28 protein-coding genes and 1 pseudogene are annotated in these 24499 nt (G+C 70.8%); 18 read left to right on the forward strand and 11 right to left on the reverse strand.

Going from position 1 to position 24499, the window contains the following annotated elements:
• Positions 1-245: 245 nt before the first annotated feature.
• Positions 246-611, reverse strand: a complete 366-nt coding sequence (locus ABT061_RS16780; RefSeq protein ID WP_350917852.1) for an iron chaperone — start codon at positions 609-611, stop codon at positions 246-248.
• 322 nt (positions 612-933) lie between these two features.
• Between ABT061_RS16780 and ABT061_RS16785 the strand changes: the two genes are divergently transcribed.
• Positions 934-1083: a hypothetical protein gene (locus ABT061_RS16785; RefSeq protein WP_350917855.1), complete on the forward strand. Its 150-nt coding sequence runs from the start codon at positions 934-936 to the stop codon at positions 1081-1083.
• 71 nt (positions 1084-1154) lie between these two features.
• Positions 1155-1379 carry a hypothetical protein gene (locus tag ABT061_RS16790; protein ID WP_350917858.1) on the forward strand — a complete coding sequence of 75 codons (225 nt, stop codon included), beginning with the start codon at positions 1155-1157 and terminating at the stop codon, positions 1377-1379.
• On the opposite strand, the gene ABT061_RS16795 is transcribed toward ABT061_RS16790, so the two are convergent.
• Together ABT061_RS16795 and ABT061_RS16800 are read right to left on the reverse strand one after the other, a co-directional pair.
• Entirely contained in the window at positions 1360-1746 is a 387-nt protein-coding gene (locus ABT061_RS16795) for a nucleoside triphosphate pyrophosphohydrolase family protein (RefSeq protein ID WP_350917861.1), read from the reverse strand. The two genes, ABT061_RS16790 and ABT061_RS16795, sit on opposite strands and share 20 nt — an antisense overlap.
• Before the next feature lie 280 nt (positions 1747-2026).
• Positions 2027-2197: a hypothetical protein gene (locus tag ABT061_RS16800; RefSeq protein ID WP_350917864.1), complete on the reverse strand. Its 171-nt coding sequence runs from the start codon at positions 2195-2197 to the stop codon at positions 2027-2029.
• 42 nt (positions 2198-2239) lie between these two features.
• Here ABT061_RS16800 and ABT061_RS16805 point away from each other — a divergent pair, with 42 nt between their 5' ends.
• Both ABT061_RS16805 and ABT061_RS16810 read left to right on the forward strand, forming a co-directional pair.
• Positions 2240-3079 carry a DMT family transporter gene (locus ABT061_RS16805; RefSeq protein WP_350917867.1) on the forward strand — a complete coding sequence of 280 codons (840 nt, stop codon included), beginning with the start codon at positions 2240-2242 and terminating at the stop codon, positions 3077-3079.
• A gap of 208 nt (positions 3080-3287) precedes the next feature.
• Complete coding sequence (locus tag ABT061_RS16810) at positions 3288-3635, forward strand: hypothetical protein (RefSeq protein WP_350917870.1); 348 nt, start codon at positions 3288-3290, stop codon at positions 3633-3635.
• 47 nt (positions 3636-3682) lie between these two features.
• Here ABT061_RS16810 and ABT061_RS16815 read toward each other — a convergent pair.
• Positions 3683-4153, reverse strand: a pseudogene (locus ABT061_RS16815) (MGDG synthase family glycosyltransferase); the annotation flags it as partial.
• Positions 4154-4182: 29 nt separating this feature from the next.
• On the opposite strand from ABT061_RS16815, the gene ABT061_RS16820 reads away from it, so the two are divergent.
• The 8 genes from ABT061_RS16820 to hpnH all read left to right on the forward strand — a co-directional run bounded on the left by ABT061_RS16820 (position 4183) and on the right by hpnH (position 12731).
• Complete coding sequence (locus ABT061_RS16820; RefSeq protein WP_350917873.1) at positions 4183-4932, forward strand: polysaccharide deacetylase family protein; 750 nt, start codon at positions 4183-4185, stop codon at positions 4930-4932.
• 236 nt (positions 4933-5168) lie between these two features.
• The gene (gene hpnC / locus ABT061_RS16825; protein WP_350917876.1) at positions 5169-5996 is read left to right on the forward strand and encodes a squalene synthase HpnC; all 828 of its coding nucleotides are present in this window, start codon (positions 5169-5171) and stop codon (positions 5994-5996) included.
• Positions 5983-6870 carry a presqualene diphosphate synthase HpnD gene (hpnD, locus tag ABT061_RS16830; RefSeq protein WP_350917879.1) on the forward strand — a complete coding sequence of 296 codons (888 nt, stop codon included), beginning with the start codon at positions 5983-5985 and terminating at the stop codon, positions 6868-6870. Before hpnC ends, hpnD begins: the two co-directional genes overlap by 14 nt.
• On the forward strand, positions 6867-8192 hold the full coding sequence (hpnE, locus tag ABT061_RS16835; protein ID WP_350917882.1) for a hydroxysqualene dehydroxylase HpnE: 1326 nt from the start codon (positions 6867-6869) through the stop codon (positions 8190-8192). The genes hpnD and hpnE overlap by 4 nt, the downstream gene beginning before the upstream one ends.
• Positions 8189-9202 (forward strand): polyprenyl synthetase family protein, encoded by a 1014-nt coding sequence (locus ABT061_RS16840; RefSeq protein WP_350917885.1) that lies wholly within the window; start codon positions 8189-8191, stop codon positions 9200-9202. Before hpnE ends, ABT061_RS16840 begins: the two co-directional genes overlap by 4 nt.
• A 1-nt stretch (position 9203) precedes the next feature.
• On the forward strand, positions 9204-11105 hold the full coding sequence (gene shc / locus ABT061_RS16845; protein WP_350917888.1) for a squalene--hopene cyclase: 1902 nt from the start codon (positions 9204-9206) through the stop codon (positions 11103-11105).
• The gene (locus ABT061_RS16850) at positions 11102-11824 is read left to right on the forward strand and encodes a phosphorylase family protein (RefSeq protein ID WP_350917891.1); all 723 of its coding nucleotides are present in this window, start codon (positions 11102-11104) and stop codon (positions 11822-11824) included. The genes shc and ABT061_RS16850 overlap by 4 nt, the downstream gene beginning before the upstream one ends.
• Positions 11727-12731 carry an adenosyl-hopene transferase HpnH gene (hpnH, locus tag ABT061_RS16855; RefSeq protein ID WP_350917894.1) on the forward strand — a complete coding sequence of 335 codons (1005 nt, stop codon included), beginning with the start codon at positions 11727-11729 and terminating at the stop codon, positions 12729-12731. The genes ABT061_RS16850 and hpnH overlap by 98 nt, the downstream gene beginning before the upstream one ends.
• Here the strand turns inward: hpnH and ABT061_RS16860 are convergent.
• The 4 genes from ABT061_RS16860 to ABT061_RS16875 form a co-directional block, all read right to left on the reverse strand.
• Positions 12697-13470 (reverse strand): SDR family NAD(P)-dependent oxidoreductase, encoded by a 774-nt coding sequence (locus ABT061_RS16860; RefSeq protein WP_350917897.1) that lies wholly within the window; start codon positions 13468-13470, stop codon positions 12697-12699. The genes hpnH and ABT061_RS16860 overlap by 35 nt on opposite strands.
• A gap of 107 nt (positions 13471-13577) precedes the next feature.
• Positions 13578-14792, reverse strand: a complete 1215-nt coding sequence (locus ABT061_RS16865; RefSeq protein WP_350917900.1) for a Dyp-type peroxidase — start codon at positions 14790-14792, stop codon at positions 13578-13580.
• A 21-nt stretch (positions 14793-14813) separates the two neighbouring features.
• Positions 14814-15398 (reverse strand): copper chaperone PCu(A)C, encoded by a 585-nt coding sequence (locus ABT061_RS16870; RefSeq protein ID WP_350917903.1) that lies wholly within the window; start codon positions 15396-15398, stop codon positions 14814-14816.
• Between the two features lie 186 nt (positions 15399-15584).
• Positions 15585-16142, reverse strand: coding sequence for an MFS transporter (locus ABT061_RS16875; protein WP_350917906.1), 558 nt, complete (start codon positions 16140-16142; stop codon positions 15585-15587).
• 159 nt (positions 16143-16301) lie between these two features.
• Here ABT061_RS16875 and ABT061_RS16880 point away from each other — a divergent pair, with 159 nt between their 5' ends.
• A complete protein-coding gene (locus tag ABT061_RS16880; RefSeq protein WP_350917909.1) occupies positions 16302-16586 on the forward strand; it encodes a YiaA/YiaB family inner membrane protein in 285 nt (94 codons plus the stop codon).
• A gap of 180 nt (positions 16587-16766) precedes the next feature.
• Here the strand turns inward: ABT061_RS16880 and ABT061_RS16885 are convergent, their stop codons facing one another.
• Complete coding sequence (locus ABT061_RS16885; protein ID WP_350917912.1) at positions 16767-17249, reverse strand: MarR family winged helix-turn-helix transcriptional regulator; 483 nt, start codon at positions 17247-17249, stop codon at positions 16767-16769.
• A 267-nt stretch (positions 17250-17516) separates the two neighbouring features.
• Between ABT061_RS16885 and ABT061_RS16890 the strand changes: the two genes are divergently transcribed.
• The 3 genes from ABT061_RS16890 (at position 17517) to ABT061_RS16900 (ending at position 19590) form a co-directional block, all read left to right on the forward strand.
• Complete coding sequence (locus tag ABT061_RS16890; protein WP_350917915.1) at positions 17517-18005, forward strand: STAS domain-containing protein; 489 nt, start codon at positions 17517-17519, stop codon at positions 18003-18005.
• A gap of 184 nt (positions 18006-18189) precedes the next feature.
• Positions 18190-18885, forward strand: coding sequence for a hypothetical protein (locus ABT061_RS16895; RefSeq protein ID WP_350917918.1), 696 nt, complete (start codon positions 18190-18192; stop codon positions 18883-18885).
• 51 nt (positions 18886-18936) lie between these two features.
• Positions 18937-19590, forward strand: a complete 654-nt coding sequence (locus ABT061_RS16900; RefSeq protein WP_350917921.1) for a thymidylate synthase family protein — start codon at positions 18937-18939, stop codon at positions 19588-19590.
• Positions 19591-19594: 4 nt separating this feature from the next.
• Here ABT061_RS16900 and ABT061_RS16905 read toward each other — a convergent pair whose 3' ends face one another.
• Together ABT061_RS16905 and ABT061_RS16910 are read right to left on the reverse strand one after the other, a co-directional pair.
• Complete coding sequence (locus ABT061_RS16905) at positions 19595-21829, reverse strand: heavy metal translocating P-type ATPase (protein WP_350917924.1); 2235 nt, start codon at positions 21827-21829, stop codon at positions 19595-19597.
• Between the two features lie 159 nt (positions 21830-21988).
• Complete coding sequence (locus tag ABT061_RS16910; RefSeq protein ID WP_350917927.1) at positions 21989-22978, reverse strand: DUF8832 domain-containing protein; 990 nt, start codon at positions 22976-22978, stop codon at positions 21989-21991.
• Between the two features lie 218 nt (positions 22979-23196).
• On the opposite strand from ABT061_RS16910, the gene ABT061_RS16915 reads away from it, so the two are divergent.
• Together ABT061_RS16915 and ABT061_RS16920 are read left to right on the forward strand one after the other, a co-directional pair.
• Entirely contained in the window at positions 23197-23715 is a 519-nt protein-coding gene (locus ABT061_RS16915) for a SigE family RNA polymerase sigma factor (RefSeq protein WP_350917929.1), read from the forward strand.
• Positions 23708-24487 (forward strand): hypothetical protein, encoded by a 780-nt coding sequence (locus ABT061_RS16920; protein WP_350917931.1) that lies wholly within the window; start codon positions 23708-23710, stop codon positions 24485-24487. Before ABT061_RS16915 ends, ABT061_RS16920 begins: the two co-directional genes overlap by 8 nt.
• Positions 24488-24499 lie beyond the last annotated feature (12 nt).

The following is a 24499-nucleotide window of genomic DNA, read 5'->3' on the forward strand; positions in this document are numbered from 1 at the left end:
GCACCGCCGGAACGGTTGTTCCGGCGGTGCGGACGACAGGACTCTCAGCACACTCGTCGAACGAGCGCCCGCCTGTGGCCGGGGAGCCATCGGCGCGCCGTCGTCGTCGCACGGTTCAGCCCGCACCCCGAGCGGCAGCGGCGCATCCCGGAGCGCTGCCGTTGTCCCCACCCACCACCCGTCGCGTGTGTCTCCCGCGGTTCGTACCACCCGGGTATCGCAACCCGGTCCAGCGCCCCTCCGCGTCAGCAGATCTTGCCCGGCTCGGCCGCGGTGGCCGTCAGCAGATCCCGTACGAGGCCGAGATCGATCTTTTCCGGCTTACGGAAGCGCAGGCAGCCCTTGCCCATGTCCTGCCCGGCCAGGCGCTGCTCGAAGGCCTCGCGGACATCGCTGCGCAGGAGATAGAAGGAGATGTACTGCTTCTGGCTTGCGAAGGCGATTTCAACGGTGCCGTCCCGCTGGTACGCGGGCATTCCATACGCCATGACCTCGGTGAAGCCCTTGAGCTCCGTACGGCACAGTTCGCGTAGGTCGGTCAGGACCGCCCTGCGCTCGTCAGACACCTCGGCGAGGTAGCCGTCCACGCTTTCCGCATTGCTTTGCACCATACTCAGAGCGTATGTCGCATTTGAACCCCGTACCGTGCACGACCTTGTCGTAACCGCGGGTGCACGGGCACAGCAGACGACATCGACGCGACGTGCCCTGCCCGAAGCACGGACGTCGCCCGCCATGGTCCTCATATACGCAACTCAGACGGGAATCCCGGCCACCTCAACCTGACCCATGTCGTCGTATGGGAGCACGGACGACGGTCGGCCGCGCCAAGACCTCCGCCTGTGAGAGGTACGACCCTTTTGCGCCAGACTGGCTTTCCGGCCCTGGCGACATCACATATCCTCAAAAATCCATATCTGACCAGGAGTCACCGTGCCGGCCTACGCGGGAAGCGACCCCATCCTCCCCGAAACACCCGAACTAATCATGATCGGTGTCGTCGCCCTCGGAGTCCTCTTCGCCGCCGTGGCCGTCGCCATTCTGATCCTCGTCCTGCTGATCAAACTGCTCCGCGACTCCTGACGCTCTCGGCGGGAGCCAATGGCCCAGAGCGGAGAAAAACCGTGCTCTACCGAGATGGGATGATCCTCACCGTGAACGAGCCGGAGAACACCGCCTCCCGTAAGACGAACCATGACGCGGAGAGCGTGAGGGCCGCCGGAAATGTGGCCTTCGTTCTTGGGGTGGCTCAGGCTCTCCTGCTCTTTGTCGCCAACGACTGGGAACTGCCAGACCAGGCCCTCACCGGAATGCTGATCCTGACGGTGATCGGCGTTGGCCTGCGGATCGAAGCGGCGATCAGGGAGCGTGGCCGCTAGCGGGACCTGCCGCCTCGTGCAGACCGGCGCCGGTCGTCCCGCTGCCGTCGGCGGGAAGCCGGTCGGGGTGCCAGGGCATCCACTTTCGCTCGACCTCCGCCTCCAGGTCGACCCCGTGATGTCGTGCCATGACCAGGAGCTGCGACAGGACGTCCGCGAGCTCGGACCGGAAGCCCAGCTCCAACTCGTCGGCGGAGTGCCCCTTGTCCCTGGCCTGGCCGGAGCGCATCAGGAACGCCTGCGTCAACTCGCCGACCTCCTCCTGGAGCTTCAGCAGGAACCAGGTGTCGTCCCGGGTGATCCCGTGCCTGCGCGCATAGGTGCTCGACACCGCCTCGACCTCGTCCGTGAGCCGTCTCAGATCCATGCCGGGAGTGTAGGAGGCAGCTCCGACAACCGTTCTCCGGCGAACCCGTCGCGGTCTCATTCCGGATGACGACCGCCGCTATCCCGCAAATCCACAAATATCAGCCAAATGCCGTAGAAAACCCTAAGGCCCCAGAACCCCGGTGAATTCTTCGCGGCGGATCGGTGCCGAACCGCCGCCCGCGTGGCGCGCGGCATTTACCGCCAGGCCCTCCGCCACTGAATTAAGGTGACATTGCCCGCATCACGTGATCAACCCGTGACAGGGGGCGATCTTCCCCTCAGACCCTGAAAGCCAAGGTCGAGGAGGAATCCATGTCCCGCGGACACGCCGTCGCCACGGGATGCGTTCTGCCGGTCAACACGCCATAGCCCGCCCACGTCTCTGTCGCCGGAACGGTGCCGAGGCACCATGACATCGCGGAAAAGGTGACGCGCTCGATGATCTTCATTGCCGGACGGCACACCATCGGGAGCCGGAAAGCCGTGCGCCGGTGACCGCGGCGATCCTGGCCGTGCTCACCGCCGCCTGCAACGCCCTCTCCTCGGTGCTGCAGCGGCAGGCGGCGCGAACCGCACCGCAGAGCCGTGTGTTCAAGCTGGCGCTGATCGGATACCTGATCCGGCAACCCTCATGGCTGGGCGGCATGGCTGCGCTGATCGGGGGCTTCCTGCTGCAGGCGGCCGCGCTGAACTTCGGCGCCCTCGCTCTGGTACAGCCCATTCTCGTCACCGAGCTGCCCTTCACGATGATCCTCGTCTCGCTCATCCTGCACGTCCATCTGGACCGGGGGTCATGGCTGGCCATCGGCATCCTGACCGTCGGGCTGGCCGTCTTCCTCATCTCCGCCGATCCGGGACAGAGCGCAACCCGGTCCCCGACCACGGACATCTGGCTGATCACCGTGGTCGTGACGGTCGGCGTCGCCGCCGGTCTGGTCGCGATGGCGAAGATCCGCAGCGGTCCGTCCCGTGGTGCCCTGCTCGGGATCACCTCCGCCCTGGGATTCGCCTTCACCGCCGCGCTGATAAAGGAGAACACCGAGATCTTCGCCGCGGAGGACGCCGCCGTACTGACCAGCTGGTCGCTGTACGCCATGATCGTGGCCGGCCTGTTCAGCGTCTTCGTGCTGCAGAGCGCGCTGAGCAGCGCGTCCCTGGTGGTCGTGCAGCCGACGCTCAACATCGCCGACCCCGTCGTCAGCATCATGTACGGCGTCGCGCTGTTCGGCGAGAACATCCGGCTTGGCTGGTGGGTCGTCCCGGAGCTCATCGGGGTGGGGTTGATCTTCTACGGCAGTGTCCGGCTGAGCCGGTCGCCGCTCGTCCGGTAGGGGCCTCGCGGAGGTGAGGAAGGACTCCGCGGGCGCGGCGTCGAACAGGGCGGCTCCCCTGGCGATCCGCCGCATCCGTTCCGCCCCGCACCCGAGGCGATCCAGCGCGGTGAGCAGTTCCCCGGCGTCATCCGCGTACACGCTCAGCCCGGCCCGCGCCATGGCCCGCGCGCCGTCCCTGCCGTGGCCGGGAATCGGCCGGTAGGAGATGACCGGCACTCCGGCGGCCATCGCCTCCCGGCAGGTCAGGCCCGCCGCGTTGTCCACCAGCGCGTACGCGGCGGCCATCAGGTCCGGCATGTCGTCGCACCAGCCGAGGGCGACACCGGTGTGCCGCAGCAGGTGGCGCAGCTCGCGGTTGTGCCCGCAGAGGACGACGGGCAGGTACCGTCCCGAGCGCGCCAGCACGCGAGCCGTCTCCTCGACTCCGCCCACCCCCCACGCGCCGGCCGAGACGAGGACCAGCCGCTCCCCGGCGCGGGCACCGATCCGGGCACGCACCGACGCCGTGTCGGCCGCTGACCGCCGGAACTCCGGGCGTACCAGGGGCGCGTGACAGAACGCCGGGCGGCCGGTCGCGGCGTGCACGACGCGCGCGGTCGCCTGATCCGAGCACAGGTACCGGTCGTTGCCCGGATGCAACCAGAGCCGATGCGCCGCGAAGTCGGTCAGCAGGACGGTACTGGGAACCGGCAGGCGGCCATGTAGCCTCAGGTGGCCGACCGCCTGCGCGGCCAGGTGGAAGGTCGAGACGACCTCGGCCGGCATCCGGCGGCGGATGAGCCCGCGCAGCCGTGCCGCGGCCATTATCGTCAGCGGCGAGGCCGGCGGCGCCCGGTCCGACACGAAGAAGACCCGGTAGATCAGCGCGTACAGCCAGGGCGCGGAGCGCATCATCCAGCCGTACCAACCGCGCAGCGCCACTCCCAGCCGGAACGGCAGCAGCTTCAGGACATCGACGATCTCCGCTTCGACGCCCTCGGCGGCGAGCCGCCTGGCCAGCTCCACCGCGACCGCGTCGTGCCCGGCCCCCATACCGGCACTGACGATCAGCACCGTGCGTCGCGTTGGCATCACGGCCCCCGTGACCCAGACTTGACACGGTGAACCGTGCCGCGTTGGCCCTCGCCGGTCTGGCCGTTCTGCACGTGGGGCCCGCGGCGACCTGGCTGCCCTCCGTGCGCCGACTGCTGCCCGGCCTCGCCGGGGTGGGCCTCGCCGACCATGTCGCGCTGACCTTCGACGACGGGCCCGACCCGCGATCCACACCGCGTTTCCTCGCGGAGCTGGAGCGGCTCGAATGCCGGGCCACCTTCTTCGTCCTCGGCGAGATGCTCCAACGTCACCCCGCGCTGGGCCGCCGCATCGTCGCGGAGGGCCATGAGATCGCGGTGCACGGCTGGTCGCACGAGAACGCCCTGACGACCCGCCCCGGCCGGATGGCGGCCGAGACGCACAGGGCGGCCGATCTGGTCGCCGCCGTCACCGGCGTCGATCCCACGTGGTACCGGCCGCCCTACGGCGTCCTCAGCGCCGAGACACTGCTCGCCGCCCGTCTGCGGGGACTGCGTCCCGTCCTGTGGACCGCCTGGGGCAGGGACTGGACACGCTCGGCGAGCCCGGCCTCGGTGCTGGCCACGCTGGCATCCGGCCTGCGGGGCGGGGCGACGCTCCTGCTGCACGACTCCGACCACACCTCGGCCCCCGGCTCTTGGCGGTCGGGACTCGGTGCCCTGCCCGAACTGGTGAACCGCTGCCGCGCCGCGGGTCTGCGGATCGGACCGCTCCGGGACCACGGCGTCTCCGGCGGCCGCACGCCCCTTCATGACGTTCGTGAGATCACCGCTCCTTGAAAAAACCTGCCGCAAAAGCCGTACCGCTTTTTGTGACGGCTTTTACCCCAACCCGACCCGACTCACCTCCCGGCAAAATAACAACCATTTTTCCAAAGGTAGAGATATAACGCGATACTAAATATTTTCCCAGCTCTCACCGATAAAAACCAGCAGATCGTTCATCCGCGTTTATAACAGCCCGCCGGGGACAACCTCAATTTATGAATTTGAGGGGAGCCGATACGCGGAGCGTCATGCTCAAAGCGCGCAGGGAGAACTTCCCGGTCGCCTCATGTTTACTGCCGCGTACCCATCGCCGCCACCTCCTCGCGGTGTACGGCTTCGCACGGACCGTCGACGACATCGGGGACGAGGCGCAGAGCGAGGATCCGCTCCGGCTGCTCGACACCGTCGACGACGACCTCGCCCGCCTGTACGCCGGCCGGGCTCCCCGCCTGCCGGCCATCCGCGCGCTCGCGGGTACCGTCGAGACCTGCTCCGTCCCGGCCGAGCCCTTTCACCGGCTGATCGAGGCCAACCGGCGCGACCAGACGGTCAGCCGGTACGACACCTTCGACGACCTGCTCTCCTACTGCGAGCTGTCCGCGAACCCCGTCGGGCACATCGTGCTGCACGTGTTCGACATGGTCACCCCCTCCCGCCTGGCCCTGTCCGACCGCGTGTGCACGGCGCTGCAGATCATCGAACACTGCCAGGACGTCGGGGAGGACTACACCCGAGGCCGCGTCTACCTGCCAGGAGAGGATCTGCGCCGGTTCGGCTGCGGCGAGGACGATCTCGCCGCGGCCACCGCCTCGGCGCGGTTGCGCGATGTCGTCGCGCTCCAGACGCGGCGGGCCGACCGGCTGCTCGACGAGGGGGACCGGCTCGCCCGATCGGCGACGGGGTTCGCCCGCCTCGCCATCGCGGGCTACATCGCGGGCGGCCGGGCCACCAGCGCGGCACTCGCCCAGGCCGGTTACGACGTTCTCGGCCGCGCCGTACGCCCGCGCGGCGCGCGGTTCCTGACGGCCTGGCTGCGGATCCTCACGAGCGGGGGGTACGACCGTGGACACCGCTGACGCCTACCGGCACTGCGAACAGATCGTCCGCGGTCAGGCGCGGAACTTCTCCTACGGTCTCCGGCTGCTGCCGACTCCCAAGCGCCGCGCGCTCAGCGCGGTCTACGCGTTCGCCCGCCGGATCGACGACATCGCCGACGGGGACGGCCCCGACGGGCAGCGCCTGACCGAGCTGGCCGCCGCGCGCGCCGCACTCGGCGCGGCACGGCCCGACCCCGAGGACCCGGTGCTGGTCGCGCTGCACGACACCGCCCTCCGCTACCCACTGCCGCTGTCGGCGTTCGAGGAGCTGATCGACGGTTGCGCCGCGGACGTACGCGGGGAGACCTACGAGCACTTCGACGAGCTGCTCTCCTACTGCCGATGCGTCGCCGGGTCGATCGGGCGGCTCTCCCTCGGAGTCTTCGGCACCGCGGGCACCGGAGACGGCAAGAGCGACGGCAGGGACGCGGCGAGGGTGGCGCACCTGGCGGACGCGCTGGGAGTGGCCCTGCAGATCACGAACATCCTGCGGGACGTGCGCGAGGACCGGCTGGCCGGGCGGACCTACCTCCCCGCCGAGGACCTCAGGCAATTCGGATGCACCCTGAACATCGACTCCTCCGGCAGGTTCACCGACCCTCCCGACCGGCTCGCCGCGCTGATGCGGTTCGAGGCCGACCGGGCGCGCGACTGGTTCGACGACGGCATGCGCCTGCTGACCGCACTCGACGTGCGCAGCGCGGCGTGCACCGCGGCGATGGCCGGCATCTACCGGTGCCTGCTCGGCCGCATCGCCGCGGATCCCGCCGAGGCACTGGCCTCGCGGCTGTCACTGCCTCCGTGGCAGAAGGCGATGGTGGCGGCGCGCGCCCTGGCGGGGGCCGCCCGATGAACGGCGCTCCGGTCGCGATCGTCGGCGGCGGGCTGGCGGGCATCGCCGCCGCCGTCGCGCTCGGGGAGGCCGGTCACCGCGTGACCCTGTACGAGGCCCGGCCGAGGCTGGGCGGCGCCACCCACTCCTTCGTCAGGAACGGGCTGAGCGTCGACAACGGCCAGCACGTGTTCCTCCGCTGCTGCACGGCCTACCGCGGCCTGCTCGACCGGCTCGGCGTCGCCGGGCGCGTACACCTGCAGGACCGGTTCGACGTACGGGTGCTCACCCCCGCGGGGCGGTACGGGCGGCTGAGACGCGGGATGCTGCCGGGACCGTTCCACCTGCTGCCGGCGCTGGCCGGATACCGGCTGCTCAAGCCCGCCGACCGGCTGCGCGCGATGCGGGTCTCACTCGCCCTTCGCCGGCTCGACCCGGCCGACCCCGCGCTGGACCTGACCGACCTCGGGAGCTGGCTGACCGCCCACGGGCAGCGCGAGCGCGCGCGACACGCCCTCTGGGAGCTGTTCGCGATGGCGGCCCTGAACGTCGGGGTCGAGGGCGCGGCCCTGGGGCCCGCGGCGATGGTCTTCAAGACCGCGCTGCTCGGCCGGGCGGGAGCCGCCGACATCGGCGTTCCCGCCGTGCCCCTCGGCGAGCTGCACGGCGACGCGGCACGGGCCGCCATCGAACGGCGCGGCGGTGCCGTACGCCTGGCGGCGAAGGTCACCGCCATCGAGCGAGGCTCCGTGATCGTGGACGGCAGCCGGGTCGAGGCGCCCGCCGTCATCGTCGCCACGGCGCACGAGCAGGCCGCGGCCCTGGTCCCCGAACAGGCCGCTCCCGGCAGGGAGCGCTGGCGCGGCCTGGACGCGAGTCCGATCGTCAACGTGCACGTCGTCTACGACCGGCGGGTCACCCGGATGCCGTTCGCGGCGGTCGTGGACTCGCCCGTGCAGTGGGTGTTCGACAAGACCGGCGCCGCGGGACTGCGCGAAGGCCAGTACCTCGCGGTCTCGGTCTCCGCGGCGGACCAGTGGATCGACGTACCCACCGCGCGGGTGCGAGCCACGTTCGTACCCGCGCTTGAGCAGATCTTCCCGGGAGCGCGGCAGGCACGGATCATCGATTTCTTCGTCACGAGGGAACGTCGCGCCACCTTCCGCCAGTGCCCCGGCAGTGGCGCGCTCCGCCCCGAGGCCGCCACCCGGTGGCCCGGACTGTTTCTCGCCGGCGCGTGGACCGACACGGGCTGGCCCGACACGATGGAGGCTGCCGTGCGTAGCGGACTCAACGCGACCTTCCTGGTCAGGCGTCATCTGGAGAGGGAACGTCCCCGGTGACGGCGGTCATCCCGCCCTCGGTCGTGGTCGCCCGCGGGCTCGTGGAACCCGTGCTCCGGGACGCCGTGGCCAGGCTCGACCCACTGACCTCGCGCGTCGCCGCCTACCACCTCGGCTGGGCCGACCCGGCGGGCCTGCCCGCCGCCTCCGGCGGCAAGGCGCTACGGCCGGCGCTGGCCATCCTGTCGGCGAGAGCGGCGGGGGGAAGCCAGGAGCAGGGCCTGCAGGTCGCCGCCGCGGTGGAACTCGTGCACGCGTTCTCACTGCTGCACGACGACATCATGGACGGCGACCGGATGCGGCGGCACCGACCGGCCGCGTGGACCGTCTTCGGCTGCTCCGCGGCCATCCTCGCCGGCGACGCCCTGCTCTCGCTCGCGGGGGAGTTGCTGCTTGAGGAGGGCGGCCTCCCCGGCCTGCGGGCCGCCCGGCACCTGGCCGTCGCCACCCGGGAGCTGATCGCCGGTCAGGCGCTCGACCTGGAGTTCGAACAGCTCACGGACGTGAGCCTGGCGGAGTGCCGGCGGATGTCCACGCAGAAGACCGGCTCCCTGCTGGCCTGTGCCTGCTCGATCGGTGCGACCGTGGTGAACGGCCCCGCTCCGCTGGTCGTCGCCCTGACGGCCTTCGGAACCGAGGCCGGTCTGGCCTTCCAGCTCGTCGACGACCTGCTGGGCATCTGGGGCAGCCCCGAGACGACCGGCAAACCAGTCCTTTCCGACCTGCGTGCCCGCAAGAAGTCGCTGCCGATCGTCGCCGCGCTCACCAGCGACACGCCGGCCGGTGAACGGCTCGCCCGCCTGCTGGCCGATCCCCTGCCGCTGTCCGAATCCGACCTGCACGACGCCGCCCGGCTCGTCGAGGAGGCCGGTGGCCGGGCGTGGGCCGAGAGCGAGGCCAAGCACCGGCTCGACGCCGCCGAAGATCATCTCACCGGCGCGGACATGCCCCCGGACGTCCGCGCCGAATTCCTGGACATCGTCCGCTTCCTCACATCCAGGGGCCACTGACATGACCACCGTCGCCGCTTCCACTTCCGCCGAACTCACCCTCGACGCGGCATGCGACCACCTGCTCGGCCTCCAGGCGCCCGAGGGGTGGTGGAAGGGCGAGTTGCAGACGAACGTGACCATGGACGCCGAAGACCTGCTGCTCAGGGAGTTCCTCGGTATCCGCACCGAGCAGGACACCGCCCAGGCGGCCCGTTGGATCCGCTCCGAGCAGCGCGACGACGGGACCTGGGCCAACTTCCACGACGGCCCCGGCGACCTGTCCACCACGATCGAGGCGTACGCCGCGCTACGGCTCGCCGGTGACCGGACCGACGCCCCGCACATGCGAGCCGCGGCCCGGTTCGTACGGGAATCCGGTGGGATCGAGGCCAGCCGGGTGTTCACCCGGATCTGGCTGGCGCTGTTCGGGCAGTGGCGATGGGAGGACCTCCCGGTGCTGCCCCCCGAGATGATGTTCCTGCCGCGCTGGTTCCCGCTCAACGTCTACGACTGGGCCTGCTGGGCCAGGCAGACGATCGTCCCGCTCACCATCGTGAGCGCGCACCGCCCGGTCCGGCCGCTCCCGTTCGACCTGGCCGAACTGCGTACCGGACGCCCCGCACCGCCGCACCCCCACGGGCCGTTCACCGTGCTCGACCGCGTCCTGCACCGCTACCAGCGACGTCCCGTCCCCGGCCTGCGGCGGGCCGCGCTGAGGCGGGCCGCCGAGTGGGTCGTGGCCAGGCAGGAGGCGGACGGGTCCTGGGGCGGCATCCAGCCGCCGTGGGTGTACTCGCTGATCGCGCTGAGCCTGCACGGCTACCCTCTCGACCATCCGGTGATGAGGAAGGGCATCGAGGGATTCGACAGGTTCACCATCCGGGACGAGAAGGGGCGCAGGCTGGAGGCCTGCCAGTCCCCCGTGTGGGACACGGTGCTCGCGATCAACGGCCTTCTCGACGCGGGCCTGCCCGCCGACCATCCCGCCCTCGTCGCCTCCTCCGGCTGGGTGCTCACCGAGGAGATCCGGGGCCGGGGCGACTGGTCCGTACGGCGCCCTTCGCTGGCACCCGGTGGCTGGGCCTTCGAGTTCGACAACGACGGCTACCCGGACATCGACGACACGGCGGAGGCGATTCTCGCCCTGCGCCGGGTGCGTCATCCGGACGCCAGGCCGGCCATCGACCGCGGGGTGCGCTGGATCATCGGCATGGCGTCCCGCGACGGCGGCTTCGGGGCCTTCGACGCCGACAACACCCGCGAGATGTGTAAGAAGCTGCCGTTCTGCGACTTCGGCGCGGTCATCGACCCGCCGTCCGCCGACGTCACCGCCCACGTCGTCGAGGCGCTGGCTCAGGAGCGGCCGGACTCCCCCGTCGTGCGACGTGCCGTCGTCTGGCTGCTGAAGGCGCAGGAGACGGACGGATCGTGGTTCGGCCGCTGGGGGGCCAACCACGTCTACGGCACCGGCGCCGTGCTCCCCGCGCTCATCGCGGCCGGCGTACGGCCCGGCAAGCCGTGCATAAGACGTGCTGTCGCCTGGCTGGAGAGGCACCAGAACGACGACGGCGGCTGGGGGGAGGATCTGCGCTCCTACACCGATCCCCGCTGGATCGGGCGCGGCCACTCCACTCCCTCGCAGACGGCGTGGGCCCTGATGGCGCTGCTCGCCGCCGGGGAGCGGTCACCGGCGGTGGAGCGCGGCGTGGAGTGGCTGGTCGGCCACCAGCGCCCGGACGGCGGCTGGGACGAGCCGTACTTCACCGGGACCGGCTTCCCCGGCGCCTTCTACATCAACTACCACCTCTACCGCCTCGTCTTCCCGATCAGCGCGCTGGGCCGTTACGTGCGCTCCCAAGAGGTGTCCTCGCACCCCAGCCCCGCGCTGAGGGACGAGGCGGTCACCGTGGACGCCGGGTGACCGGCCTGCTGATCTGCACCGCCCTGGCCGTCGAGGCGCGGGCCGTACGGAGCGGCCTGCCGACCGAGGAGGTGCGGGTGATCCGGACCGGGATGGGCCCGCGCCGCGCCGCGAGCGCGGCGGCGCGGCTCCCGCCGGCGGGCGCGCTGGCGGTGACCGGTTTCTGCGGGGCGCTCGACGAGGGCCTGCGCCCGGGAGACGTGCTGGTGGCGAGCGAGATCCGCTTCGAGGGCCGGATGGTGCCCTGTCCCTCGGCGTGGCCGCTGGCCGAGGAACTGGCTCGGGCCGGCCTGTCCGCGCGTACCGGACCGCTGGTCACCTCCGATCACATCGTGACGGGGGCCGAACGCCGCAGGCTCGCCGCCGAGGGGGCGGCGGCCGTCGACATGGAGACCGGGCCGCTGGCGGGCGCGGTGCCCGGCCTGCCGTTCGCCGCGCTGCGCGTCGTCGCCGACATCGCCGGTGCCGCGCTGTTGCGCCCGGCCACGATACGCGGCGGCGCCGTGGCGTACCGCGTGCTGCGCCGGCTCGGCCCGGTCCTGGCCCGCTGGGCCGCCGCGATCTCACCCTCTCTCCCCGAGGAGTCCGTCCCGTTCCATTACCCAAGGAGATGCAACCCAGATGCCGACACCGATCCGTCAGAGTCTTCGCATCGGCGGCTACATCCTCCGCCAGAAGCTGCGCGGGCGGACGAAGTTCCCCCTTCTGGTGGAACTTGAGCCCTTGTTCGCCTGCAACCTGCACTGTGCCGGCTGCGGAAAGATCCAGCACCCCGCCGACGTGCTGAAACAGCGCATGCCGGTCGAGCAGGCCCTGGCCGCCATCGAGGAGTGCGGCGCACCCATGGTCTCGATCGCGGGCGGGGAACCGCTCATGCACCCGCAGATAGGGGAACTGGTCCGGGAGCTGGTCGCCAGGAAGAAGTACGTGTTCCTGTGCACCAACGCGCTGCTGATCCCCAAGAAGATCGACCAGTTCAAGCCCTCGCGGTACTTCGCGTGGGCGATCCACCTGGACGGCATGCGCGAGCGCCACGACGAGTCGGTGTGCAAGGAGGGCGTGTTCGACGAGGCCGTCGCCGCGGTCCGGGAGTGCCGGCGCCGTGGTTTCCGGGTCACCACGAACACGACGTTCTTCAACACCGACAGCCCGCAGACGGTCGTCGACGTGCTCGACTATCTCAACGACGATCTTCGCGTCGACGCGATGATGATCTCTCCCGGGTACGCGTACGAGAAGGCGCCCGACCAGGAGCACTTCCTCGGCGTGCGGGAGACCCGGGAGCTGTTCCGCAAGGCGTTCTCCGGCGGGAACCGGCGGCGGTGGCGCTTCAACCACACCCCGCTCTTCCTCGACTTCCTCGAAGGGAAGATCGACTTCCCGTGCACGGCGTGGGCCATCCCCTCGTACTCGCTCTTCGGCTGGCAGCGCCCCTGCTACCTCATGTCCGACGGCTACGCGGCCACCTATCGGGAACTGGTCACCGAGACCGACTGGGACGCCTACGGCCGGGGGCGCGATGACCGGTGCGCCAACTGCATGGCCCACTGTGGATACGAGCCGACCGCCGTCTTCGCCACGCTCACCTCCCTCAAGGAGTCGATCCGGGCTCTGGGCGGCGGCTGAGCTCCGGCTGCCCGCCGAATATCCCGGCGAGGGTGCGGAAGGGGCCGGGTGCCACGCCCTTCAGCCTGGCCGGCAGCCGCAGCCAGCCCGGCACGTACGACTCGGGCCTGCCGCACTCGACGGCGGACACGATCGCCTGGGCGACCCGTTCCGCGGGGATCGGCACGGGCCATCGCCGTGTGTAGGGGGCGCCGCGCCGCTCGAAGAACGGGGTCTCCACCACGCCGGGCAGCACGACGGACACGCCGATCCCGCGCGACTCGTACCGCAGGCTCTCGGCGAAGCCGAGGAGGCCCGCCTTGGTGGCGGCGTACACCGCCTCGTCCCGCACCCCGATCGCTCCGGCGATCGAGGCCACGAAGACGAGGTGTCCCCGGCCGCGCTCGATCATGGCGGGCAGCAGCGACCGGGTCAGCAGGATGGGAGCGGTCAGGTTCCCCGCGACCAGGCGCTCGACGGTACCGTCCGGCATCGCCGGGAACGGCCCCGCCCACCCGCACCCGGCGTTGCCGACCAGCACGTCGACCGGCCCCGCGCGCTCGGCGAGACCCGCGAGGTCCGTCGTGAGATCACCGGCGAGTGCCTGGCCGCCGGTCTCCGAGGCGACGGCCTCAAGCCTGCCCCGATCGCGCCCCGACAGGACGAGGCGGGCCCCCGCGGCGGCCATCGCCCGCGCGGTCGCGGCCCCTATGCCGGACGACGCACCGGTGATCAGCACACGAGCGCCCGCGAGTCTCATCTCGATCCCTCCGGTGTGCGGATGTCAGGAGCCCATGGTGCTCCTGTCCGTCCCGCATCCCGGGGAGGGAATGGCCTTTGAGACCGTTCTTTACCGCACGGATTCCGTCAGGTGAGGAGGGTGTCTCCGATCCAGCCGTTCGGGGAGCAGCCTGGCGGGATGGCGAAGACCGCCGAGCCGATCGGGGTCGTCCACTCGTTGAGCAGGTCGGCCTCGTCCAGCCTGCGCTGGATGGGGATGAACTGCCGGGCGATGTCGGCCTGGTAGGAGGCGAACAGCAGCCCGGAGTCGGCGTGCCCGTCCGGGGTGAGCCCCTCGTCGTAGTTGTAGACCCGGCGCAGGATCCGCATTCCCGCATCGGCGACGTGGGCCCGGCGGATGTGGGCCTGCTCGGAGATGACCGGGAAGCCGATCGCGTTGAGCTTGGTGAAGTCGGCCGCGTCGTGCTCGTCGCGCCCGGTGAGCGGGGCGCCGTTGTCCAGACGGCGGCCCACGGTGAACTCCTTGGCGACCCGGTCGACGGCGTCCCAGGTCTCCATCTCCGCCCGGATGCGCCGCAGCACCAGCGTGGTGCCGCCGCGCAGCCAGGCCGGTCCCTCGTTCACCCACACGGCCCGGTCGAACTCGGGGGTGCCGGGTGAGAGGTTGACGGTCCCGTCGAGCTGGCCCATCACGTTGCGCTGGGTCGCCTCGGCGGCGTGGGTGCCGGCGGCACGCCGGAAGCCCCGCTGGGTCCAGCGCACCTTGGCGAAGGAGCGGGCGTCCTTGACGAGCATGCGCAGGGCGTGGGCGAGGGCGAGGGCGTCGTCGGCGCAGATCTGCAGCAGCAGGTCCCCGCCGCTCCACTCCTTCTGGAGCCTGTCGATGGTGAAGGCGGGCAGTGGCGCCACGGTCTTGGGCCTGCGGTCGGCCAGTCCGGCCGCCGCGAAGAGGCCGGGGCCGAATCCGAAGGTCACGGTCAGCCTGGCGGGCAGCAGGGCCAGCTCGGGCTCGGTGTCGGCCAGGGCGGGCCTGCCCTGGGTCAGCCGCCTGGCGTCGTCGGTGAGCAGCCGCATCATCCGCCCTAGCGTCTCGCGGTCGGTGCCCGGCAGCAGGTCGAAGCCGACGAACACCCCGTACGCCTGTGGCGGGGTCGCGATGCCCGCCTGGTGGACCCCGTCGAAGGGTTCCACCGCGGAACCACCGGAGACGGGGACGGCCGGAGCGGGCCGGGGAGCGGCCGGGGGGACAGCCTGGTCGGGAGCGCACGCGGCGAGGGCACCGGCCGCGGTGACGGCGCCCCCCGCGAGCAGTCCCCTACGGCTGATTCGGGGATCTGGCATGAGTTCTACTCCGCTTCCCGCTCAGCCGTGGCTCTCGCCCGTGCCCATGCCCTCGTGGCCCTCCGGGTCCGTGCCGGGCTGGTAGTTCTCCTGGCCTCCGGCGAAGTCCTTGCCGACCGCGGTGAACTCAAGGGTCCCGCCGTCCTTGAGATGGAGGGTGAAGGGGATCTCAGCTCCGGGCTTCACCGCTTCGGTGACGCCCATCAGCATGATGTGGTCACCGCCGGGCTGGAGCTGGTGGGTGCCCTTCGGCGGGATCACGATCCCGCCCTCCTTGGGTCGCATGATCATCTTTCCCTTGGAGTCGACGACCTCGTGCAGCTCGACCTTCGGCGACAGCGGCGAGGCGACGGAGACGACCGTCACCTCGGCGTCGGTGTTGTTGACCAGGGTGCCGAAGGCGGCGCTCATCCCCTTCTTGGCGGTCTTCACCCATGGGTCGGTGATCGTCAACGCGGGAGCGGCGGAGGTGGCGGGGGCCGCGGCGGGGGCGGGGGCCTCGGCGGGGGCCGCTGCCGGGGCGACGGTGCTCTGGGAGCCGCACCCGGCCAGGGCCACCGCGGCCGCGACCAGGATTCCGGCAGGGGTGATACGACGAACGGACATGATGATGCCTCTCTTCTGGCCGGCCGGCCGACAGGCCGCGGTCGATCGCCGCTCGATGGCCATGCCGGGCAGGCAGCCTGGAACTGTCACGCTGGTTCGGTCCGCCGGGCGGCAGGAAGGCCGCATCGGCGCAGGCCCGCGCGTGCGGGCTCGGGAACGGGTGATGCCCCCGGGTGACCCGTGCGGTCAGCCGGAGGCGGCGGTGACGGTCCGGGGAGGGCCACGCCGGCTGAGAACATGGCGCAGCACGGCGGAGCGGAGAACGCCCGGTTCGATCGCGGGCGGGGCGAGGAAGGAGACGTACGCCGGGGTCACGGGCACGATGAGCACGCGGCCTAGCCGCGCACCGAGCCGTCGCAGCAGCGCCCACAGCGCCGCCTCGCCGCGCGCCAGCCAGAGCGCGGTCAGCCCGGCGGCCCACCCGTGCGCCACCAGCATGCCCAGACCGGGCAGCAACCCCGAGTGGACATGCCCGATCATCTCGGCCGGGGACGCGACATGGGAGAGGGAGAACAGCACGTGCACCCCGGCCTGCACGCCCGCCAGCAGCGGCAGGATCACCGCCAGCGTGCGCTCGCGCCCCGAGGCGGCGAGGGCCGCGCCAAAGGCGAGGGCCAGGGCGGCGGCCGCGCTCGGCGCGGAGACCGAGCCTCCCGCCAGGACATGCGCCATCACGCTCAGACCCAGGCAGACCGCGGCGAAAGCGGCGGCGCGGGCGATACGGAAAGGCCAGGTCGCGGGCATGGTCCGGCAATCATCCCATGTCGCCACGGCGGTTCACGGACCCCCCTTGGCGAAGCGGGCTTTCAGCACCTCAGGCCGGTCGCCGCACTGCCGTACTCACCGGTAACTAAGTAGCCGCACTCATGCCTCGAAAGGCGGACGGTCCCGACGATGGAAGGCATGACACGACCGGTGAAGAGCACCACGACCCCTGCCTTCTACCTGCAGGCCGTCATCTCGTTCGGACTGTCGGTGGCGGCGATGGCGATCGGTATCGCCTACCTGCCCGTGACCACCTGGGTCCGGTCCTTCATGGGCATCGGGCTGCTCTACGTGGTGACGTCGACGTTCACTCTCGCCAAGTGCGTCCGGGACCGCACCGAGGAGGCCGCGGTCGTCAACCGCGTCGACCAGGCCAGGCTGGACAAGCTGCTGGCGGAGCACGACCCCTTCAGGAACGACTGACGCACCCGCGCCGCCGGGCGGGGCCAGGCCCTGTCCTGCGGATCTTTTGCCTACCGCGGTCGGTCAGGCGGCGCCTCGCCGCGTTGTCGTCGGTCACCGCAGCACGCTGCGGCTCCCTCCTCCGCCTTGCGAGACACCACCTGACCGATCCTCGCCACGGCAAGATCCGCAGGACAGGGCCTAGGGCGCCGGAGACTCGCGGATCTCGGCCAACGAGATCCGCATGGCGTCGGCGGCGCGGGTGAACCAGTCGGAGATGGCGGCCAGCTCGTCCGGGCCGTAGCTCTCGAAGAGCTCGATGAGCCGCCGGTAGGTGGGTTCGTACGCCACCGCGATGCGGGCGGCCGGGTCCCCCTCGGGGACGATCCGGATGCGACGGCGGTCGTGGGGGTCGGGGACGCGCCGGGCGTAGCCCGCGCTCTCCAGGCGGTTGACCACCCCGGTGACGGCCCCGGTGGTGAGACCCGCCAGTTCGGCGAGGCGCCCCGCGGTGAGCGCCTCGCCTTTCGCGCCGAGGATGAAGCCGAGACACGTCAGGTCCGTGACGTTGATGCCAAGGCGCTCGGCGAGCGCGTGCTGCCCGACCATACTCAACGCGATCAGCTGGTCCATCCGGCCCAGGACGTCCAGCGGCGAGACCCCGGGGCCGGACTTGCCTTCCATCGCGAATTCTCCTTACCATCTAAGAGATTTAGCTCGTGAGATAAATGATGCGGGCGGGTCCAACTTAGCCGCCCGCCGTCCGGTGCCACACCGCGGCCCGCGGCAGGCGGCGATCCGGACGGAGGAGAGCGCATGGGGATAAGAAAAGACCTCGCGGAGCTGGCGGAGACAGGTGATTCCGCCCTCCGGTGGGGCAGCCGGCTCCACATACCTGGTAAGACGGAGGGAACGCCCGCCCTGTGAACCGCGGGATTGAGGAGTCTTTCCATGCCACCCGAAGGTGTGAACGCGCTCTCCGTCTCGACCGGCGCGTACGAGGGCGCCATCGTGGTCCGGGCGATCGGCGAACTCGACTACGACTACGCACCGGTCTTCCGGAGGGAACTCGCCCGCTTCTGGGGCACGAGCACCGACGGCTCTCCGCTCTCTCCCCCGCCGCTCCTCCCGGAGAACCCGCCCTCCTCGTCCCCGCTGGTCCCGCCCCCCTTCGAGACGGCTCCGGGTACACGGGCCGAGGCCACCCCCCTGCTCATCCTCGATCTGGCGGGGCTCACCTTCTGCGACTCCACCGGGCTCGCGGAGCTGCTGTGGATCCTGCGCCAGAGCCAGGAGGCACGGACCCGCCTGGTGGTGACCGGGGCGAGCCGGACGCTGCGCCACATGCTCGCCACCACCGGGCTGCTGAGCTACTTCACGATGGCCGCCTCCGTGGAGGAGGCACTGCTGGCCGGTGAGACCGGGACGGCGGAAGGCTGAAGGACACCGGCGGGCCCTGCCCTGCCCTGCCGCCGTGAACGGCCGGCCGCGCCCCGTGGGTGACGTGCCCGCAGAAGTCCTGAGATATATGTCGTCAAAACACACTCATTAGCCTGACAAGTGAGTCAATATCTTCCTACGGGAAAATCCACTCTTCGTCGAAAGTGGGGTCCCGATGCGGAAGATGTCACCGCGGGCGACCGCGGAAGCACTGCCCGAGACCCTGGACGGGCTGCCAGTGGCACCCAGGGAATTCCTTGCCCTCGTGTCCGTGGACTTCACCGGGACGTACCAGGTCTACCTGGCCGCCAAGGACGAGCGCATCAAGATGACCAGGCTCTCCATGAGCCTGCTGTCCGCCCCGTTCGCCGCCGCGATCGCGCTGACCGGCGCGAAAGTGATCAGCCCGAACATGCTGACCTCATGGCAGGGCGTGCCCTGGTACCTGTTCGCGACGGTCGCCGCGTTCGGGCTGCTCAGCGTACTGCCCTTCCTGCGGCTGATCGAGGCGGTGAACGCGCACATGAGAACCGCGCGGGCGCTCAACAATTTCCGTCTGCTCTACGTCGTCCACCTCAAGGACCAGTTCTCGGCCCTCGGCTGGACTCCCAACCTGCCGGTGGACCCCCGCTATCCGGAGACGTACGCGCCGTTGGCCTGGCCGGGGATCAACGTGATGATGCTGGCCCTGGTCAACAGTTCCTACATCGCGGTCGGCGTGCTCGGGATGATCGGGGTCGTGCCCACCACAGCCCTGCTCCTGGTGATCATCGGACTGCTCGCAATGATCCACTACTTCGTCTACTACGTCCGCGCCAACGTTTCCCGGCAACGCCGACTCCCACACAATCCCTTCCATTTCCCCAACGTGGAGACCTGAATGCCCGACCTCCTCAGATTCGCGTCTTGTGGGGAGACGTGGATCTGGCTGATGCGACACGTGACGAACAACGGCCGGCCCGCCCTGGACGACCGCGGCCCGATCATCGAGGCACCGGCGGTACTGTTCGAGATCACCACTCTGGCCTGGGACGATCCGGTCCTGAAGTGCTATGGCGACGCGGGGAAGATCCCGCTGTACGCCAGCAAGTTCAGCGAGCGGTCGATCGTGCCGCCCTTCAAGTACAGTTACGGAGGGCGGCTCCGCCAGTTGCTCGGTGTCGACCAGCTCGGCTGGATCGTCGACGTGCTCCGCTCCAAGCCGTACACCAAGAGCGGTTGGATCTCGCTGACCGTTCCCGGCGAGCAGCCCGACGCGGTGCCCTGCCTGACCAGCCTCGCCTTCAGGCTCCGTGCCGGGCGGCTGGCCATGACCGCCGCCTTCCGGTCCCAGAACGCGTTCACCAGCTACCTGAACTACGTGCCGCTGCGCGGTGTCCAGAGCGAGGTGGCGGACGGCCTCACGGTGGGCTGCGGGTCGATGAGGATCTTCGTCGACGTGCCGCACATCTACGCCGCGGACTCAGCGGCGGTCGGCAGGATCCTCCGGCTGTCGGAACGCGACGGGCTCGGCGCGGGAGACCCCGCACCGAGCCCTGACGTCGAACCCGCACCCTCCGCCGACCTGGCGGTGCCGGTACGGTGACCGGTCACCTGAAGCGGCGCAGCCGGAGGCTGTTGCTGACCACGAAGACCGAGGAGAGCGCCATCGCGCCTCCGGCGATCATCGGGGTGAGCAGCCCGAACGCGGCCAGTGGGAGGGCGGCCACGTTGTAGGCGAAGGCCCAGAACAGGTTGCCCTTGATGGTGCGCAGCGTGCGGCGGGACAACCGGATCGCGTCCGCGGCCACCCGCAGGTCGCCGCGGACCAGGGTGAGGTCGGAGGCCTCGATCGCGACGTCGGTGCCGGTGCCCATCGCCATGCCGAGGTCGGCCTGGGCGAGCGCGGCGGCGTCGTTGACCCCGTCGCCGATCATGGCCACGGTACGGCCCTCGGCCTGGAGACGCTTGACGACCTCCACCTTGTCCGCGGGCAGCACGTCGGCGATGACGTCGTCGACGGCGTTGATGCCGACGGCCTCGGCGACCGTACGGGCCACCGTCTCGTTGTCGCCGGTCAGCAGGATCGGGCGCAGGCCGAGCGCGCGCAGCGCGGCGATCGCCTCGGCCGAGGTGGGCTTGATCGCGTCGGCGACGGTGAGCACCGCGCGGGCCTTGCCGTCCCAGCCGACCGCGATGGCGGTCTCCCCGCGCGCCCACGCCCGGTCCAGCTCCTCAGAAAGGTCGGCCGGCAGGTGCTGCGACCATTCGGCGAGCAGTTGGGGGCGCCCGACGAGGACGGCGTGCCCGTCGACGACACCCTGGACGCCCAGGCCCTCGATGTTCGCGAAGTCCTCGACCTTGGCGGTGGAGTCCGCGGCGCGGGCGACGGCGCGGGCGATGGGGTGCTCGGAGGCCGCCTCCAGCGCCCCGGCCAGCCGGAGCACCTCGTCGCGATCCTGCCCCTCCGCGGTGAAGACGTCCTTGAGGGTCATCGTGCCCGACGTCACGGTGCCGGTCTTGTCCAGCACGACGGTGTCGATGCCGTGGGTCGACTCCAGCGCCTCGGGCCCCTTGATCAGGATGCCCAGCTGGGCGCCGCGACCGGTGCCGACCATCAGCGCGGTCGGCGTGGCGAGGCCCAGGGCGCAGGGGCAGGCGATGATGAGCACCGCCACGGCGGCGGTGAAGGCCGCGGCGGCTCCGGAACCGGTGCCGAGCCAGAAGCCCAGGGTGACCACGGACAGGGCGATCACGATCGGCACGAACACCGCGGAGATCCGGTCGGCCAGCCGCTGTACGGCGGCCTTGCCGTTCTGCGCGTCCTCCACCAGCCTGGCCATCTGGGCGAGCTGGGTGTCCGACCCGACCCGGGTGGCCCTGACCACGAGCCGTCCCCCGGCGTTCACGGTGGCGCCGACCACGGTGTCCCCCGGCCGCACCTCGACGGGAACCGACTCACCGGTCAGCATGGAGGTGTCCACGGCCGAGGAACCCTCCTCGACCACGCCATCGGTCGCGATCTTCTCCCCCGGCCGTACCAGGAAGAGATCTCCCACCTTGAGGCTGTCGACGGGAACGAGTTCCCCGGAGGCCAGCGTGACCTCCTTGGCGCCCATCGACAGCAGCGCGCGGAGCGCGGCACCGGCGCGGCGCTTGGAACGGGCCTCGAAGTAGCGGCCCGCGAGGATGAAGGTGATCACTCCGGCGGCGGCCTCGAAGTAGATGTTCCCCGAGCCGTCGCCCCTGGAGAGGGTGAACTCGAAGCCGTGCCGCATGCCCGGCATCCCGGCCGTACCGAAGAACAGGGCCCAGAGGGACCAGGCGAATGCGGCGATCGTCCCCATCGAGACCAGCGTGTCCATGGTCGCGGCGCCGTGCCGCAGGTTGGTCCAGGCCGCCCGGTGGAAGGGCCAGCCGCCGTAGACCACGACGGGTCCCGCCAGGGCCAGGGAGAGCCACTGCCAGTTGTCGAACTGCAGCGCCGGGATCATCGCCATCGCGACGACCGGCACCGACAGCACGATGGAGATGATCAGGCGCTGCCTGAGCGGCGTGAGCACGTCCGGCTCGACCGGCTCCTCCGTCCCCTCGGGGGACGGCGCGGCGGGCAGCTCGGCGGTGTATCCGGCCTTCTCGACCTCCGCGACCAGGTCCTCGGGGGTGACGTCACCGGGGTAGGCGACCTTCGCCTTCTCGGTGGCGTAGTTGACGGTCGCGGTCACCCCGTCCAGCTTGTTGAGCTTGCGCTCGATGCGTGCCGCGCAGGAGGCACAGGTCATGCCACCGATGGCAAGCTCGATCTCGCCGCCGGCGGGCGGCCTACCGGTGGTCATGGACGTCATGTCCTCTCCTTGTGTCTCGTCTGTCGTCGTACTCGGCCGTGCGCCTCGTCGGGGGCTGGGCACCGGCCCGTTCGGGCGGTCGTCCCCGCCGCGGGTGGGGGCGGACATGCTCTGCCCTCTCACCCTGGGAACACGTAACCCCCTTGGGGTATTTCACGGCTACTGTCCGTGCTCGTGGGAGCCGTGACCGTCCCCGGTCGGCGCCGTGGCCCCACCGGCCTCGGAATCCGGGCTGGTGGCGGCGGTGAAGGCGGCGGTGTGCACGGTGCCGGCGTGCTTGAAGTCCAGGTAGAGCCCGTAGGTCCCCGCGCTCGGCACCTCGGCGTAGAAGGTGATGTCCGGGCCGGGCGCGGTGCGCCCGTCATCGGGCGCGCCGTCGGGGTGCACGTGCAGGTAGGCCAGGTCACCGTCACGGAGCGCGACCAGGTGACCGTACGCGGCCAGGTAGGGCTCCAGGTCGGTGACCGGTTTCCCGTCCTTGGAGATCGACAGCGTGAGCATGCTGGTACGGCCGGGCACCAGGTCGCCGGCCAGGGTGACGGTGTAGTCGCCCACCTTCACGGTCTCCGCCGGGACGGCCGGCGGCTCGGGCCGGTAGTCACCCGCCACCGACAGGTCCATGCCGAGCGTCATGGCCTCCGCCCCCTCCGGGGCGAAGTCGGCGAACGCCCGGTACTCCCCGGCGGCGGGAAGCTCCAGCGGGACCGACCAGACCCCGCCCTTCTGGGTGGGGTGCAGGTGCTGGAAGCCGGTCAGGTCGCGGCGGACCACGATGAGGTGCAGCTTCTTGTCATGCTGGGTGGTGAACCCGGTGACCGGCTGGCCGCCGGGACCGATCACCGAGAAGCGGAAGTCGGTCCGCTTGCCCGCCTTGACCTCGTCGGTCTCCGGCAGGAGCGTGTATCCCCCCTGGGAGACCTGGAGCCCGCCGGGAACGGCCGGTGCCCGCACCGCCCCCGGCCCCTCGTCGTGCCCCGCGCCCGCCCCGGTGGCATGGCCGGCGCCCGGCTCGGCGCCGTGGCCCGCATCGCGAGTGGCCTCGGCCACCGCGCCTCCAACGGGCCCGACCACCCGGCCGACCCCCAGCGCGCCGCCGAACACCGCCGCCAGGCCGACCACGTACGCACCCACCTTGATCGCGCCGTTCATCACTCCTCCTCAATACCCTCGGGGGGTATCTATCGACTCCACCACAGTGCCACACCACCCCCCTTTCCAGCAACCCCCCGGGGGTATACCTGGAGCCGGTCTCCGGAGCCCAGGATCGCCGATGCGCAGGTCGGTGACGGGTTTTACCGAAAATCGGCGGCGGGCAACCCTTCTCTCCGCTCAGGCGTATGGAGAGGTATGAGATCGGATGAACTGAGGTGACCGGCCGAGATGATGCTGGATTCTCAGCTTTCGTCGCCGCACGCGGCACGAGCCTGCTGAGGATCGCCCATCTCGCCTGCGATGCCACCGAGGACGCCGAGGACCTGCTGCAGACGGCCCTGGAGCGGGCGTACCGCAACTGGGGCCGGGTCCGGAGCGACAGCGATCCGGAACCCTACGTCCGCCGCATCATCGTGAACACCGCCATCAGCCGTGCCCGGCGCAGGGCGGTCCTGAGGATCATCCCGACCGGCACCCCGCCGGAACGGCCGTCGCGGGAGACCGACATCCCGCTCCGCCACGCGCTCATGGACGCGCTGCGCGAGCTGCCGCCCCGGCAGCGCGCGGTGGTCGTCCTGCGCTACTGGGAGGACCTCAGCGAGGCGCAGACCGCGGAGATCCTCGGTTGCTCGACGGGAACAGTCAAGAGCCAGGCGTCCAAGGCGCTCGCCAAGCTGCGGCCGGCGATCGGCGGGGAGCCGTTGGAGGAGGCGATCAGGAGTGCCCATGCTTGAGCAGGAGATCCGCCAGATCATGGCGGACGAGACCGCGCGGCTGCGCGCGGCCCCCGGCCTGGCCGAGCGGGTGATCCGGTCCTCGCGGCGCAGGAGCGCCAGGCGGATCAGGATCACCGCCGTGGTCGCCGCGGCGGCCGTCGCGGGGATCGCGGCCCCCGTCCAGCTGGCGCTGAACCCGGCTCCCGCACCGCACGACCAGGTCGCGACCTCCGGGACGCCGGAGCCTGACACCGGCGACCGGGACGCGCCACAGCCCCTGTTCACCGAACCCCCGATGCCCACGCCGACGCCCACGGCCACCCCGCGCGTCTTCCGTACGCCCGTCGGCATCGGCACCGGGAACACCCTGGGGCGCGTCCACGTGGGATACATGACCGGCGGCCTGGTACGGAACGCCTGGGCGGTGAACCGAGGCGACGAGTACTCCACGACGTGGAGCTATCCGGACGACGGCGAGGGCTCCTACCGTGTCCAGATCTTCGTCTTCGAGGGTCTGGCCGCCGCACGCGCCGACGAGCAGTGGCAGAGCTACCGCGTTTTGAACAAGGGGAAACAGGTGCCCCTCGGCAATGGCCGGACCGGTTATGTCGTCAACCGGTGGGTCGGCGAGGACGGCGGGAAGGGGACCCCGAGCATCTTCCTGCAGGTGGGCGAGGAACGGGCGGTCGAGGTGATGATCAGTCCTGATTACGTGAAGGATCTCGGCGGCAGGCGGGCGGTCGAGCGCGAGCTGACCGCGATCGCCGCCGGTCTCACATCGGACGATTGAACCGGCGGGGGG

The sequence above is a fragment of the Streptosporangium sp. NPDC002544 genome, from assembly GCF_040295965.1.
GTDB lineage: Bacteria > Actinomycetota > Actinomycetes > Streptosporangiales > Streptosporangiaceae > Streptosporangium.

Bases quoted from the DNA above. Each gene is read 5' to 3' on its own strand.
- ABT061_RS16780 (WP_350917852.1), bottom strand. From the start codon at position 611: ATGGTGCAAAGCAATGCGGAAAGCGTGGACGGCTACCTCGCCGAGGTG.
- ABT061_RS16795 (WP_350917861.1), bottom strand. From the start codon at position 1,746: ATGGATCTGAGACGGCTCACGGACGAGGTCGAGGCGGTGTCGAGCACC.
- ABT061_RS16800 (WP_350917864.1), bottom strand. From the start codon at position 2,197: ATGAAGATCATCGAGCGCGTCACCTTTTCCGCGATGTCATGGTGCCTC.
- ABT061_RS16810 (WP_350917870.1), top strand. From the start codon at position 3,288: ATGACCGGCACTCCGGCGGCCATCGCCTCCCGGCAGGTCAGGCCCGCC.
- hpnC (WP_350917876.1), top strand. From the start codon at position 5,169: ATGCTCAAAGCGCGCAGGGAGAACTTCCCGGTCGCCTCATGTTTACTG.
- hpnE (WP_350917882.1), top strand. From the start codon at position 6,867: ATGAACGGCGCTCCGGTCGCGATCGTCGGCGGCGGGCTGGCGGGCATC.
- shc (WP_350917888.1), top strand. From the start codon at position 9,204: ATGACCACCGTCGCCGCTTCCACTTCCGCCGAACTCACCCTCGACGCG.
- hpnH (WP_350917894.1), top strand. From the start codon at position 11,727: ATGCCGACACCGATCCGTCAGAGTCTTCGCATCGGCGGCTACATCCTC.
- ABT061_RS16860 (WP_350917897.1), bottom strand. From the start codon at position 13,470: ATGAGACTCGCGGGCGCTCGTGTGCTGATCACCGGTGCGTCGTCCGGC.
- ABT061_RS16865 (WP_350917900.1), bottom strand. From the start codon at position 14,792: ATGCCAGATCCCCGAATCAGCCGTAGGGGACTGCTCGCGGGGGGCGCC.
- ABT061_RS16870 (WP_350917903.1), bottom strand. From the start codon at position 15,398: ATGTCCGTTCGTCGTATCACCCCTGCCGGAATCCTGGTCGCGGCCGCG.
- ABT061_RS16875 (WP_350917906.1), bottom strand. From the start codon at position 16,142: ATGCCCGCGACCTGGCCTTTCCGTATCGCCCGCGCCGCCGCTTTCGCC.
- ABT061_RS16880 (WP_350917909.1), top strand. From the start codon at position 16,302: ATGACACGACCGGTGAAGAGCACCACGACCCCTGCCTTCTACCTGCAG.
- ABT061_RS16885 (WP_350917912.1), bottom strand. From the start codon at position 17,249: ATGGAAGGCAAGTCCGGCCCCGGGGTCTCGCCGCTGGACGTCCTGGGC.
- ABT061_RS16890 (WP_350917915.1), top strand. From the start codon at position 17,517: ATGCCACCCGAAGGTGTGAACGCGCTCTCCGTCTCGACCGGCGCGTAC.
- ABT061_RS16895 (WP_350917918.1), top strand. From the start codon at position 18,190: ATGTCACCGCGGGCGACCGCGGAAGCACTGCCCGAGACCCTGGACGGG.
- ABT061_RS16900 (WP_350917921.1), top strand. From the start codon at position 18,937: ATGCGACACGTGACGAACAACGGCCGGCCCGCCCTGGACGACCGCGGC.
- ABT061_RS16905 (WP_350917924.1), bottom strand. From the start codon at position 21,829: ATGACGTCCATGACCACCGGTAGGCCGCCCGCCGGCGGCGAGATCGAG.
- ABT061_RS16910 (WP_350917927.1), bottom strand. From the start codon at position 22,978: ATGAACGGCGCGATCAAGGTGGGTGCGTACGTGGTCGGCCTGGCGGCG.
- ABT061_RS16920 (WP_350917931.1), top strand. From the start codon at position 23,708: ATGCTTGAGCAGGAGATCCGCCAGATCATGGCGGACGAGACCGCGCGG.